Source organism: Rhodococcus sp. PvR099, from assembly GCF_017833315.1.
In the GTDB taxonomy this organism is placed as follows: domain Bacteria; phylum Actinomycetota; class Actinomycetes; order Mycobacteriales; family Mycobacteriaceae; genus Rhodococcus_G; species Rhodococcus_G oryzae.
The window spans coordinates 146,240-159,236 of sequence record NZ_JAFIBV010000001.1 but is presented as its reverse complement, the minus strand read 5'-3'; the positions used below and the strand labels follow the sequence as shown (position 1 = coordinate 159,236).

General features: G+C 67.5%; 12 protein-coding genes and 2 tRNA genes. 7 read left to right on the top strand and 7 right to left on the bottom strand.

Annotated elements, in window-relative coordinates; all coding sequences use genetic code 11:
- The first annotated feature begins 68 nt into the window (after nt 1-68).
- The 3 genes from cofC (at nt 69) to JOE46_RS00795 (ending at nt 4,000) form a co-directional block, all read left to right on the top strand.
- A complete protein-coding gene (cofC, locus tag JOE46_RS00805; RefSeq protein WP_097213558.1) occupies nt 69-776 on the top strand; it encodes a 2-phospho-L-lactate guanylyltransferase in 708 nt (235 codons plus the stop codon).
- 128 nt (nt 777-904) lie between these two features.
- A complete protein-coding gene (locus JOE46_RS00800) occupies nt 905-3,040 on the top strand; it encodes an RNA degradosome polyphosphate kinase (protein ID WP_373560289.1) in 2,136 nt (711 codons plus the stop codon).
- A 33-nt stretch (nt 3,041-3,073) separates the two neighbouring features.
- On the top strand, nt 3,074-4,000 hold the full coding sequence (locus JOE46_RS00795) for an NUDIX hydrolase (RefSeq protein ID WP_097213560.1): 927 nt from the start codon (nt 3,074-3,076) through the stop codon (nt 3,998-4,000).
- A gap of 84 nt (nt 4,001-4,084) precedes the next feature.
- Here JOE46_RS00795 and JOE46_RS00790 read toward each other — a convergent pair whose 3' ends face one another.
- From JOE46_RS00790 to leuC, 3 genes are all read right to left on the bottom strand, one after another.
- Nucleotides 4,085-4,807 (bottom strand): HU family DNA-binding protein, encoded by a 723-nt coding sequence (locus tag JOE46_RS00790; protein ID WP_209925890.1) that lies wholly within the window; start codon nt 4,805-4,807, stop codon nt 4,085-4,087.
- 154 nt (nt 4,808-4,961) lie between these two features.
- Nucleotides 4,962-5,573 carry a 3-isopropylmalate dehydratase small subunit gene (gene leuD / locus JOE46_RS00785; protein ID WP_097213562.1) on the bottom strand — a complete coding sequence of 204 codons (612 nt, stop codon included), beginning with the start codon at nt 5,571-5,573 and terminating at the stop codon, nt 4,962-4,964.
- Between the two features lie 27 nt (nt 5,574-5,600).
- Complete coding sequence (leuC, locus tag JOE46_RS00780; RefSeq protein ID WP_179800677.1) at nt 5,601-7,025, bottom strand: 3-isopropylmalate dehydratase large subunit; 1,425 nt, start codon at nt 7,023-7,025, stop codon at nt 5,601-5,603.
- Between the two features lie 139 nt (nt 7,026-7,164).
- Between leuC and JOE46_RS00775 the strand changes: the two genes are divergently transcribed.
- The 3 genes from JOE46_RS00775 to JOE46_RS00765 all read left to right on the top strand — a co-directional run bounded on the left by JOE46_RS00775 (nt 7,165) and on the right by JOE46_RS00765 (nt 8,754).
- Entirely contained in the window at nt 7,165-7,884 is a 720-nt protein-coding gene (locus tag JOE46_RS00775) for an IclR family transcriptional regulator (protein ID WP_097213564.1), read from the top strand.
- Between the two features lie 103 nt (nt 7,885-7,987).
- Entirely contained in the window at nt 7,988-8,485 is a 498-nt protein-coding gene (locus tag JOE46_RS00770; protein WP_097213565.1) for a pyridoxamine 5'-phosphate oxidase family protein, read from the top strand.
- Nucleotides 8,486-8,571: 86 nt separating this feature from the next.
- Nucleotides 8,572-8,754: a DUF5302 domain-containing protein gene (locus JOE46_RS00765; RefSeq protein ID WP_077041171.1), complete on the top strand. Its 183-nt coding sequence runs from the start codon at nt 8,572-8,574 to the stop codon at nt 8,752-8,754.
- Between the two features lie 120 nt (nt 8,755-8,874).
- Here JOE46_RS00765 and JOE46_RS00760 read toward each other — a convergent pair.
- From JOE46_RS00760 to JOE46_RS00745, 4 genes are all read right to left on the bottom strand, one after another.
- Nucleotides 8,875-8,947: transfer RNA gene (locus tag JOE46_RS00760), tRNA-Glu, on the bottom strand.
- A gap of 124 nt (nt 8,948-9,071) precedes the next feature.
- Nucleotides 9,072-9,143 (bottom strand) — tRNA-Gln (locus JOE46_RS00755).
- Nucleotides 9,144-9,281: 138 nt separating this feature from the next.
- Complete coding sequence (gene gltX, locus JOE46_RS00750; RefSeq protein WP_097213566.1) at nt 9,282-10,757, bottom strand: glutamate--tRNA ligase; 1,476 nt, start codon at nt 10,755-10,757, stop codon at nt 9,282-9,284.
- 102 nt (nt 10,758-10,859) lie between these two features.
- On the bottom strand, nt 10,860-11,633 hold the full coding sequence (locus JOE46_RS00745; RefSeq protein WP_097213567.1) for a fumarylacetoacetate hydrolase family protein: 774 nt from the start codon (nt 11,631-11,633) through the stop codon (nt 10,860-10,862).
- Nucleotides 11,634-11,761: 128 nt separating this feature from the next.
- Here JOE46_RS00745 and JOE46_RS00740 point away from each other — a divergent pair, with 128 nt between their 5' ends.
- Entirely contained in the window at nt 11,762-12,976 is a 1,215-nt protein-coding gene (locus tag JOE46_RS00740; RefSeq protein ID WP_181320864.1) for an MFS transporter, read from the top strand.
- The last annotated feature ends 21 nt before the right edge of the window (nt 12,977-12,997 follow it).

Below are 12,997 nucleotides of genomic sequence, written 5' to 3'. Positions count from 1 at the left end.
AAGAGTAGACGGCCGCAGGGGCACCGCGGTCTGCTCGCCCGCTGCGGCGTGCTGGCAGGATTGCCGGTATGGACCCAGCGCATCGCACGCCGCCCGCGGGGCAGGCGCACGTGTTGATCGCGGTCAAGGAGCTCGGCCGGGCCAAGAGCAGGCTGGCCGCCCGCCTCGAGCCGCAGGAGCGGACCGCGCTCGTGCTGGCCATGCTGCGCGACACCTTGACGGCGGCCGCGAACGCGTCGGGGATCGCTGAGCTCACGGTCATCACCCCCGACCCGTCGGTGGCCCGCGTGGCGCGCGAGTGCGGGGCCGGGCACTACGCCGATCCGGCAGGCGAGGGCGGCGATCGCCTCAACACCGTCCTGCGGGCCGCCGCCACCCATGTGCGATCGACCCACGGCCGCGGACCCATCGTGGCGTTGCAGGGCGATCTCCCCTGCCTGCGCCCGGGCGAGCTGACGGCGGCGCTGGCCGCTGGCGCACGGGCACCCCGCTCCTTCGTGGTCGATCACCACGGCACCGGAACCGCGGCGCTGATCGTCGGGGATCCGGAGGCCGACCTCGACCCCGCGTTCGGCCCGGACTCGGCGCGGCGACACCGCCTTTCCGGGGCCGCGGAACTGACCGGCGACTGGCCGGGGCTGCGACTCGATGTCGACACCGCGGCCGACCTCGATGCCGCGGTGCTGCTGGGGCCCGGCCGGGCGACCGCCGCGGAGCTCGACCGGATCGGCTGGCCCGGCGTCGCGGGAACCGCCCGGCGAATTCACCGAAGATAAATGCGCATCGTTTGTCGCCCACTCGCGATCTGGGGGATGATCTACGCGTGAGTAACGGTGAGGTACGCGGACAGGACGCCGGGCAGCACACGGCGTCGGGAACCGGCGAGCGCGATTGGAGCGCACCGATCGTCAATCACCTTCCGGTGATCCCGACCGCGCCGCCCGCCGCCACCCCGGTGGTGGTCGACGGTTCGGTCATCCCCCTGCCGGAGGAGCGCTACCTCAACCGCGAGCTGAGCTGGCTCGACTTCAACTCCCGGGTGCTCAGCCTCGCCGAGGATCCGTCGCTTCCGCTGCTCGAGCGCGCCAAGTTCCTCGCGATCTTCGCCTCGAACCTCGACGAGTTCTACATGGTCCGGGTCGCGGGCCTCAAGCGCCGGGACGAGACCGGACTCTCGGTCCGTTCCGCCGACGGCCTGAGCCCGCGCGAACAGTTGGCGCTGATCGGCAGGCGGACCCAGGAGATCGCAGAGAAGCACGCCAGGACCTTCCTGGACAAGGTGCTGCCCCAGCTCGCCGAGGAGGGCATCTCCATCATCGGCTGGGCAGACCTCGATGCCGACGAGGAGGAGCGCCTGTCCGCGCACTTCCGCGAGCAGGTGTTCCCCGTGCTGACCCCCCTCGCGGTCGATCCGGCCCACCCGTTCCCCTACATCAGCGGCCTGAGCCTGAACCTCGCGGTGACCGTGAAGGATTCGTCGACGGGCGGCGAGCACTTCGCGCGGGTGAAGGTGCCCGACAACGTCGACCGGTTCGTCCGCGTCAACCGCACCGATTCCCCCGCGACCACCCCGGCTTTCCTGCCCATGGAGGCGCTCATCGCGGCGCACCTGAACGCGCTGTTCCCCGGGATGGAGATCGTCGAGCACCACGCCTTCCGTATCACCCGCAACGCCGACTTCGAGGTCGAAGAGGATCGCGACGAGGATCTGCTGCAGGCCCTCGAGCGCGAACTGGCCCGCAGGCGGTTCGGGTCGCCGGTGCGGCTCGAGGTCGCGGACGACATGACCGAGCACATGCTCGAACTGCTGCTGCGCGAGCTCGACGTGGATCCGGGCGACGTGATCCAGGTCCCCGGCCTGCTCGACCTGTCCTGCCTGTGGCAGGTCTACGGCGTCGACCGCGCCAACCTCAAGGACGCCCCCTTCGTGCCCGCGACCCATCCGGCATTCGGAGAGCGGGAGACCCCGAAGAGCGTGTTCTCGACGCTGCGCGACGGCGACGTCCTGGTGCATCACCCCTACGACTCGTTCTCCACCAGCGTGCAGCGGTTCATCGAGCAGGCGGCGGCCGATCCGCATGTGCTGGCGATCAAGCAGACGCTGTACCGCACCTCCGGCGACTCCCCGATCGTGAACGCGCTGATCGACGCCGCGGAGGCTGGCAAGCAGGTGGTGGCGCTCGTCGAGATCAAGGCACGGTTCGACGAGCAGGCGAACATCAAGTGGGCGCGCAAGCTCGAACAGGCGGGCGTGCACGTGGTGTACGGGCTGGTCGGGCTCAAGACCCATTGCAAGACTTGCCTTGTCGTACGCCGGGAGGGCTCGGCGATCCGCCGGTACTGCCACATCGGCACCGGGAACTACAACCCGAAGACGGCCCGGCTGTACGAGGACGTGGGCCTGCTCACCGCCGCACCCGAAATCGGTGCCGACCTCACAGACCTGTTCAACTCGCTGACCGGATACTCGCGTAAGGCGCAGTACCGGAACCTGCTGGTCGCTCCCTACGGCGTCCGCGACGGCATCATCAAGCGGATCGACGCGGAGGTCGCGCGCCAACTCGAGGGCAAGTCCGCGGGAGTCCGCCTCAAGGCCAACGCCCTGGTGGACGAGCAGGTGATCGACGCGCTCTATCGCGCCTCGCAGGCAGGCGTGCAGGTGCAGGTGGTGGTCCGCGGTATCTGTGCGCTCAAGCCAGGCGTGCCGGGACTGAGCGAGAACATCGAGGTCCGTTCGATTCTCGGGCGGTTCCTCGAGCATTCACGCATCCTGCATTTCGTCGGCGCGGAGGAATTCTGGATCGGCAGCGCCGACATGATGCACCGCAATCTCGACCGGCGGGTGGAGGTGATGGCCCAGGTGAAGGATCCGCGGCTGGCACGTCAGCTCGGCGACATCTTCGACTCCGCTCTCGACCCGACCACCAGGTGCTGGGTGCTCCAGTCCGACGGGCACTGGGCGGCCTCGCCCGCCAGGGGTGAAAGCGTCCGCGAGCACCAGCAGGAGCTGATGCGCGGCCGCCGTGCAATCGGCTCGTAGGAACGTTTTCCGGCCACCACAGGAAGGCAGCCAGTGAGCTCGAAGTCGGATCGACCCATCAAGGCCAATATCTTCGCGGCAGGTGCCGTGCTCTGGCGTAAGTCACCGACCAATCCCTACGAGATCGAGATCGCACTGATCCACCGGCCCAAGTACGACGACTGGTCCTTCCCCAAGGGCAAGCTCGACCCCGGGGAGACGCCGATCGTCGCGGCGCTGCGAGAGGTGCAGGAGGAGACCGGGCTACGGGTGCGCCTGGACCGGCGCGTGACCCGAGTCGCCTACGAGATCCCCGGCCACCGCAAGCGCAAGCGGGTCGACTACTGGGCCGCCGAATCACTCGGTGGCGAGTTCGTACCGAATTCCGAGGTCGACGAGCTCCGGTGGGTGGCACCCGAGGACGTGGCAGGCGAACTCTCCTACTCGGTGGACGGCAAGGTGATGCGCCGGTTCCTCCGTGTTCCCGCCGACACCACCACCATGCTCGTCGTCCGGCACGGCAAGGCCGGACGACGGAAGGACTCTCCGGACGACACGCTACGACCGTTGGATCAGCTCGGGCGCGTCCAGGCCGAGGCCCTGGTGCCCCAGCTCCTCGCCTTCGGTGCGACGGCGGTTCATTCGGCCGATCGCATCCGCTGCGAGCAGACGGTGGAACCGCTGGCGCGTGCGCTGGGCACCGAGATCGTGGCGGAGCCGCTGCTCTCGGAGGAGGCGTACGCGGAGGATCCGGCCGCGGCCCGGTCCCGCGTGCGAAAGATCGCCACGCTCGGCGGCGTCCAGGTGATCTGCAGTCAGAGCGGGGTCATCCCCGACCTGCTGAGCTGGTGGGCGGAACGGGACGGGATCACCCTGCCGCGTGCCCGCAACCGGAAGGCCAGCACCTGGGTTCTCTCGTTCTCCGGGGGCAAGCTGGTGGACGCCAGCCACATCGACAGCCCGCTGCCCGAGAACGCCTGAGGCGGCCACCGATCCGACAGAGGGCGGCGACGGTTTCCCGTCGCCGCCCTCGATCTCGTGCGGGGCACGAGTAGTCGGTCGTGCCTACTTCTTGCGAGCGGGCGCCTTCTTGGCCGGCGCCTTCTTGGCCGGAGCCTTCTTCGCCGGAGCTGCCTTCTTCGCGACGACCTTCTTGGCCGGAGCCTTCTTGGCCGGAGCCTTCTTCGCGGGTGCCGCCTTCTTCGCCACGACCGCCTTCTTGGCCGGTGCCGCCTTCTTCGCCACGACCGCCTTCTTGGCCGGTGCCGCCTTCTTCGCCACGACCTTCTTGGCCGGAGCCTTCTTCGCGGGCGCCGCCTTCTTCGCCACGACCGCCTTCTTGGCCGGTGCCGCCTTCTTCGCCACGACCTTCTTGGCCGGAGCCTTCTTCGCGGGCGCCGCCTTCTTGGCCGCAACCTTCTTCGCTGCGGTCTTCTTCGCCGCTGCCTTCTTCGCAGGTGCCGCGGCAGCCGAGCCACGCTTGACCGCGGGTCCGCTGGCCGGAAGCTTCTGGCTACCGGCGATCACGGCCTTGAACTGGGCGCCCGGACGGAACGCAGGCACCGAGGTCGGCTTGACCTTGACGGTCTCGCCGGTGCGCGGGTTGCGCGCGACGCGGGCCGCACGGCGACGCTGCTCGAAGACGCCGAAGCCGGTGATCGTGACGCTCTCGCCCCTGTGCACGGCGCGCACGATGGTGTCGACGATGTGCTCGACCGCATCGGTTGCCGTACGGCGATCCGAGTCCAACCGTTCGGTCAAGATGTCAATGAGCTCTGCTTTGTTCATGGAAGTCCTCCGCAAACTGATGGCCCATTGTCGGACCGACTAGCAAACACGGTAATCCGGAAAAGGGCAAGAGTCTATGTGCCACGCCAATTCTCATGTACCTCTCAGAGGCGTGGCACCCTCTTTCGTGCCTGAATCCCGTTAGTCGGTCGTATTAGTTTCCCTCGGCAACCCGTGCCGGGAGGGTGGCAGGTTTCCATGACGGCCTTGACTTTTCGAACTCCGAAATCGCATCTACCTGCCGCAATGTCAATCCGATATCGTCCAGACCCTCGAGCAGACGCCACCGCGTGTAGTCATCAATGTTGAAGCGCACCACCAGCGTTCCTGCGGTCACCGTGCGCTCCGTGAGATCCACAACAATTTCGAGACCGGGCTGCTCTTCAAGCAACTTCCAGAGCAGTTCGACGTCCGACTGGTCGACCTGAGCGGCCAGCAGACCGGCCTTGCCGGAGTTGCCGCGGAAGATGTCCGCGAAGCGAGAGGCGATCACTACGCGAAATCCGTAGTCCGATAGCGCCCACACCGCGTGCTCACGGGACGAGCCGGTGCCGAAGTCCGGACCCGCGACGAGAACCGAGCCCTTGTCGTACGGCGGAATGTTCAGGATGAACTCGGGGTCGGCCCGCCAGCCCGCGAAGAGGCCCTCCTCGAAACCGCTACGAGAGACCGACTTTAGGTAGACCGCCGGAATGATCTGGTCGGTGTCGACATTGGAGCGCCGCAGGGGGACGCCGATTCCCTTGTGTGTCGTAAAGGCTTCCATCAAATACTCCTGTCGTTCCGGTGGTCTTCAGTCCAGGTCCACGGGCGCCGAGAGCGTGCCTCGCACCGCCGTCGCCGCCGCAACCAGCGGGGAGACGAGATGGGTCCGCCCGCCCTTGCCCTGCCTACCTTCGAAATTCCGGTTGGAAGTCGATGCCGAGCGCTCACCCGAGGACAGCTGATCGGGATTCATGCCGAGACACATCGAGCACCCCGCCTGCCGCCATTCCGCACCCGCTGCGGTGAAGATCTCACCGAGGCCCTCCTTCTCGGCCTGCGCGCGAACCCTCATCGAGCCGGGGACGACCAGCATCCGCACGCCCTCGGCCACCTTGCGACCCTTCAGCACGCCCGCCACGGCCCGCAGATCCTCGATCCGGCCATTGGTGCAGGAACCGACGAAGACCGTGTCCACGGCGATCTCACGCAGCGGAGTGCCTGCCGTGAGGCCCATGTAGGTCAACGCCTTCTCGGCGGCCTGGCGTTCGCTCTCGTCGACCATCTGGGTGGGATCCGGCACCGAGTCGCCGAGCGGCGCACCCTGGGCCGGGTTGGTCCCCCAGGTGACGAACGGGGTCAGCGAGTTCGCGTCGATGTAGACCTCTTGGTCGAAAGTCGCACCTTCGTCGGTCTTCAGCTGCTCCCACGCGGCGACGGCGGCATCCCAGTCCGCGCCCTGCGGCGCGTGCGGCCGTCCCTTGATGAACTCGTAGGTGATCTCGTCGGGCGCGATCATGCCCGCGCGGGCACCGGCCTCGATCGACATGTTGCAGACCGTCATTCGGGCTTCCATCGACATTTGACGGATGGCCGATCCGCGGTACTCCAGGACATAGCCCTGGCCGCCGCCGGTGCCGATCTTCGCGATGACGGCGAGCACGACGTCCTTGCTCGTCACCCCGGGCTGGAGTTCGCCGTCGACGTTGATCGCCATCGTCTTGAACGGGCGCAGCGACAGCGTCTGGGTCGCCATCACGTGCTCGACCTCGCTGGTACCGATTCCCATTGCGAGAGCACCGAAGGCGCCATGCGTGGAGGTGTGGCTGTCGCCGCACACCACGGTCATGCCGGGCTGAGTCAGGCCCAGCTGCGGACCGACGACGTGCACGATGCCCTGGTCGAGGTCGCCCATCGGATGCAGGCGGACACCGAACTCCTCGCAGTTGCGACGAAGGGTCTCGACCTGGATACGGGAGACCGGGTCCGCGATCGGCTTGTCGATGTCGATCGTCGGGACGTTGTGGTCCTCTGTGGCGATCGTGAGATCGGGGCGGCGCAATGGCCTGCCCGCCAACCGAAGGCCGTCGAAGGCTTGAGGACTGGTCACTTCGTGAATGAGGTGCAGATCGATGTAGATGAGGTCCGGGTTACGCGATGCGCCCTCCCCCTCGCCCTGGACGACGACATGCTCGTCCCACACCTTCTCTGCCAGGGTGCGCTTTCTACTGACCATGTTCTCCACCTCTCAGTGTGACTAGTGCGTCCCGGACATCGGACGGCCTGGAGTGCGCCACTTCCATCATCTCCCCGATCACGCCCGATCGAAGCCGTCCGAATTTCCATCTCAGAATGCGAGACGGTAGTATCGCCCTATGAGACAGCATAGCGGCTCCCCCGCCTCGAGCGGGATCGGGGTGCTCGACAAGGCGATGACCGTTCTCCACGCCGTTGCGGAGCAGCCCTGCAATCTCGGAGAGCTGTGCGCCCGCACGGGTCTGCCCCGGGCGACGGCTCATCGACTGGCGGTCGGCCTCGAGGTGCACCGACTCCTCGCCCGCGACGGCGACGGACTCTGGCGCCCTGGCCCCGGCCTTGCTGAGCTGGCCCCGACCGCACACGACAGCCTCCTCGAGGCGGCCGCCATGATCCTGCCGCGACTGCGCGAGATCACCGGAGAGAGTGTGCAGCTGTACCGCAGGGAGGGCACCCAGCGGGTGTGCGTGGCCTCCATGGAGCCGCCCACCGGCCTCCGGGACACCGTACTGGTCGGCGCACGGCTGCCGATGACCGCAGGCTCGGGAGCCAAGGTGCTACTGGCATGGGCGGATCCGCAGACCCAGCGGGCGGTGCTGGCCGACGCGCTCTTCAGCGAACGGGCACTGCTCGAGGTGCGCAAGCGTGGCTGGGCACAGAGCGCCGCCGAACGCGAACCCGGCGTGGCGAGCGTCGCGGCGCCGGTGCGTGATGGCGCGGGCGTCGTGGTCGCGGCGATCTCGGTCTCGGGCCCGATCGACCGAATGGGCAGGCGCCCCGGCGCCCGCTGGGCCGCCGATCTCCTCGCCGCCGCGGACGCACTCCACAAACGTCTGTAGCCGCCTTCGCATCCGATGTGGCCCATATGGCCACAGTCACATGTGTGGCCCATGGCACAGTGCATGCGAGAACAGGTTCCAATCCCCATGGGAGGACAGCGCAGTGGGCACCAACCAACGTAGCCAGATCACGATGAACGACGACGAGATCGCCGGGTTCATCGAACGCAGCCGGATCGCCACCATGGCCACGGTCGGCGCGAAGGGCGCGCCGCACCTGATCGCCATGTGGTACGCCGTGATCGACGGCGAGATCTGGTTCGAGACGAAGTCGAAATCACAGAAGGCCGTCAACCTCCGCCGGGACAACCGGATCACCGTGATGATCGAGGACGGCAACACCTACGACACCCTGCGCGGCATCTCCATCGAGGGCACCGCCGAGATCGTCGACGACCGAGACGCCCTCTGGCAGGTCGGCGTCAGCATCTGGGAGCGCTACACGGGCCCGTACTCCACCGACGTGGACCCGGCGATCGAGATGATGCTCAACAAGCGGGTCGCCGTGCGGGTGAAGATCGATCGCATCCGGTCCTGGGATCACCGCAAGCTCGGATTGCCCCAGATGCCCGTGGGTGGCACCACAGCGGCTTTCCTGTAGTAGCGCCACCGCAGAAATCTGCGGGACTTCCCGCGGCGGCGGCGGTACCGTCACGGTGCGACCAAACAGAATGGGAGGAGCGCACCGTGACTGACTCCGCGAAGGATCAGAACGAGAACGATCAGATCAAGCAGCAGTTCCGCGAGGCACTAGAGCGCAAGAATCACAAGAACGCGAACCCGACGGCCGCCACGGCCGGCGATTCGAAGATTCATCACACGCACGGCCCCGCCGATCACAAACGAGAATTCCGCCGCAAGAGCGGCTAGCCGTTTCGAGCGAAGGCGCTCACCCGACTCGGGTGGGCGCCTTTTTTCGAGCGCCGCCGTTCGATCTGCCGGAGACAAGAAAAGACCCCCTGGCATGTGCCAGAGGGTCTTCTTCATTTGTAGCCCCGACGGGATTCGAACCCGCGCTACCGCCTTGAGAGGGCGGCGTCCTAGGCCGCTAGACGACGGGGCCAAGAACACGCTGTACTGATTTGTTGCGCTGCTGTGGAACTCTTCCGGAGAGAAGTTCCGCATCAGTGGAAGCTCGGCTAGCTTAGCTGGCCGGAGTTCAGAGTCAAAATCGTCTGAACTCTCCGCTGGGGTACCAGGACTCGAACCTAGAATGGCGGTACCAGAAACCGCTGTGTTGCCAATTACACCATACCCCAATGACCTCGGCGGCTCGCTCAACCTTGCGGCTGTGCTCTCCGTTTCGGACGAGGAGAACAATAGCAAAGCCCTAGGGCCATTCTCCAAATCGGCTGGTCAGGGGCCTGAAATTGCCCCTGGCCAGCCGACAGGAACTCCTACTGACCCACCTGAGCGCGTGCCGAGCGCAGCCGGGCCATCGTCTTCTCCCTGCCGAGCAGCTCCATCGACTCGTACAGCGGCGGGCTGATGTGTGAGCCGGTCACCGCGACCCGCACGGGCGCAAAGGCCTTGCGCGGCTTGAGTTCCAGGCCATCGATGAGAGCGGCCTTGAGAGACTCCTCCAGGTCCGCGCTCGCCCAGTTCGGCGTCGCCTCGAGCGCGGCGATCGTGGCGTCGAGCACGGGAGCGGAATCCGCGCCCAGGTTCTTCGCGGCCGCGGCCGGATCGATCGCGAACTCGGACTCGTCCACGAAGAGGAACTTGAGCAGATCCCACGCATCGGCGAGGACGACGATGCGCGTCTGCACGAGTTCGGCCGCGACGGCGAACGAGGCCTCGTCAAGCGCCTCAACGGGATGACCGTGACCGGCCAGGAACGCCCGCAGCCGCGCCGTGAAATCGGCGGGGTCGAGCAACCGGATGTGCTCGGCGTTGATCGCGTCGGCCTTCTTCTGGTCGAAACGCGCCGGATTGGAGTTGACCTTCGAGATGTCGAAGGCCTCGACCATCTCCGTGAGCGAGAACACGTCGCGATCGTCCGCGATGCCCCAGCCGAGCAGGGCCAGGTAGTTGAGCAGGCCCTCGGGAATGAAGCCGCGGTCCCGATGGATGAACAGGTTCGACTCGGGGTCGCGCTTCGAGAGCTTCTTGTTGCCCTGTCCCATCACGAACGGGAGGTGACCGAACTCCGGGGTGAGCTCCGCGACGCCGATCCGCTGCAGCGCCTCGTAGAGGGCCAGCTGGCGCGGCGTCGACGACAGCAGGTCCTCGCCACGCAGCACGTGAGTGATCTTCATCAGCGCGTCATCCACGGGGTTCACCAGGGTGTACAGCGGGATGCCGTTGCCCCGGGTGAGCGCGAAATCGGGCACCGTGCCCGCCTTGAAGGTGGTCTCGCCGCGAACCAGGTCGTTCCAGGTCAGGTCGTGGTCGGGCATCCGCAACCGCACGACGGGCTTACGCCCCTCGTCGAGGTACGCCTGACGCTGCTCGGCGGTCAGATCGCGATCGAAATTGTCGTACCCGAGCTTGGGGTCACGGCCGGCCGCCTTGTGCCGCTCCTCGACCTCCTCGGGGGTGGAGAAGGACTCGTAGGCCTCCCCCGCCGCCAGCAGCTTCGCGACGACCTCGAGGTGCAGGTCTCGTCGCTGCGACTGGCGGTACGGCGCGTACGGGCCGCCGACCTCGGGACCCTCGTCCCAGGTCAGGCCGAGCCAGTTCAGCGCGTCGAGGATCGCCTGGTAGGACTCCTCCGAGTCCCTCGCGGCGTCGGTGTCCTCGACACGGAAGACGAACTTGCCGCCGTGGTGCCGGGCATAGGCCCAGTTGAACAGGGCCGTACGGATCAGCCCGACATGGGGCGTGCCGGTCGGCGAGGGACAGAAACGAACACGCACTTCGCTGGAGGTCATGGCTCACTTGGGTCGGAGGGGGGAATCGGTCCCCTACAGGCTAGTCTTCCCCGCCCCCACCCGGCCCGGCAGTGACCACCGACCGTCGCAACGCCGCCGGACTCAGCCCTTGGCGGCCACCGGGTTGGCGAGGGTACCGATCCCCTCGATGGTGACGCTCACGGTGTCGCCCGCAACGATCGGACCGACCCCCTCGGGGGTGCCGGTCAGGATGACGTCACCGGGGAGCAGCGTCATCACCGCGGAGACCCACTCGATGATCTTCGGAATGTCGTGCAGCAGAAGCGAAGTCCGGCTGCGCTGCTTGACCTCACCATCGACATCCGTCTTGATCTCGAGATCTGAGGCGTCGAGGGTGGTCTCGATCCACGGGCCGAGTGGGCAGAACGTGTCGTGCCCCTTGGCCCTGGTCCACTGACCGTCCTGGCGCTGTTGATCGCGCGCGGACACATCGTTCGCGGCGGTGTATCCGAGCACCACGTCGAGCGCCTTCGCGGCGGGCACGTCCTTGCAGGGACGCCCGATGACGATCGCGAGCTCGCCCTCGTAGTGCACCTCATTCGAGCTGGGCGGCAACATGATCGGCACGCCGGGGCCGATGATCGAGGTGTTCGGCTTGAGGAAGATCACCGGATCCTCGGGCGCCTCGGAGCCCATCTCGGCCGCGTGCGCCGCATAGTTCTTGCCGATGCAGATCACCTTGCTGGCCAGGATCGGCGCGAGCAGCCGGACATCGGCGAGCGGCCAGCTCCTGCCGGTGAATGTCGGGTTGCCGAACGGATGCTCGGCGATCTCCTTCGCGGTCTGCGCGTCACCCTCCCCTTCGATGGAAACAAAGGCGACCCCATCGGGGCTGGCGATTCGACCTAGACGCATGGCGGCAGTCTATCGGCCGCCACCGGACCCCCGCGTCCGCCCGTGGCGCGCGGCCGGGAACGGCGCGATACACTCGATCTCAAATTCCATTGTATAAGATTCTCATTCCACATCTTGGGACGGCTTGCATGAGTGTTCAGGAACAGAACAGACAGGATCCGCAGATCACCGCGCCCAGGCGGTGGTCCATGCTCGGCCTCGGTGTCCTCGCCCAGGCTGCGGGCGGCGTATTCGCCAACGCGCCCGCCTTCCTCATCCCGACCCTGCACGACGCGCAGGGCATGAGCCTGGCCCGCGCCGGGCTGATCGCGGCCGCCCCGACGGTCGGCTTCCTCGTCAGCCTGTTCGCGTGGGGTGTGGTGGTCGACCGGATCGGCGAACGCCGGGTGCTGGCCATCGGACTCGGCGCCGCCGCCCTCGCGACTGCCGCGGCCGCCGCACTGAGCGCGTCCTTCCTGGCACTGGGGGTGTTCCTGTTCCTCGGCGGTGTGGCCGCCTCGAGTGCCAACGCCGCCAGCGGGCGGGTTGTGGTGGGCTGGTTCCCGCCGCACCGGCGCGGATTCGCGATGGGCGTGCGCCAGATGGCACTGCCCCTCGGGGTTGCGGTGGCCGCGCTGACCGTCCCGAACCTGGCCGCCGACCACGGGATCGGCTGGGCGCTGGCCGTGCCCGCGATCATCTGCGCGGTCGCCGCACTGGCCTGCCTGGTGTTCGTGGTCGACCCACCGCGACCCAGCCGCGCGGCCGCGTCGTCGCAGGGCCTGTTGGCCAACCCGTACCGGAACCAGAGCGTGCTGTGGCGAATCCACTCGGTCTCCGCGGTGCTGGTGGTGCCGCAGTACCTGGTGTGGACCTTCGTCCCGGTCTGGCTGATCACCGACCAGCACTGGTCGGCGGCGTCGGCGGGCATCCTCATCACCGCGACCCAGCTGCTGGGCGCGCTTGGCCGGATCGGCGCGGGGATCTGGTCGGACCGGGTCGGCAGCCGGATGGGCCCGCTGCGGACCGTCGCGGTCGCCGCGGCGCTGTCCATGGCGGCGCTGGCGATCACGGACTGGCTCGACTCGCCGATCTCCGTCGCCCTGATGGTGGTGGCCTCGGTGATCACGGTGGCCGACAACGGACTCGCCTTCACCGCGGTTGCGGAGATCGCGGGCCCGTATTGGAGCGGCAGGGCCCTCGGCGCCCAGAACACCGGCCAGTTCCTGGTTGCCGCGTTCGTGCCGCCGGTGTTCGGCGCGGTGATCGGGACTCTCGGCTTTCCTGCCGCCTTCGCGCTCGCCGCCGCGCTACCGCTGGCCGCCGCCCCGCTGGTCCCCGCCGACCCGCCGACATCGACGTGAACCAACCCCGAACGCACTCCG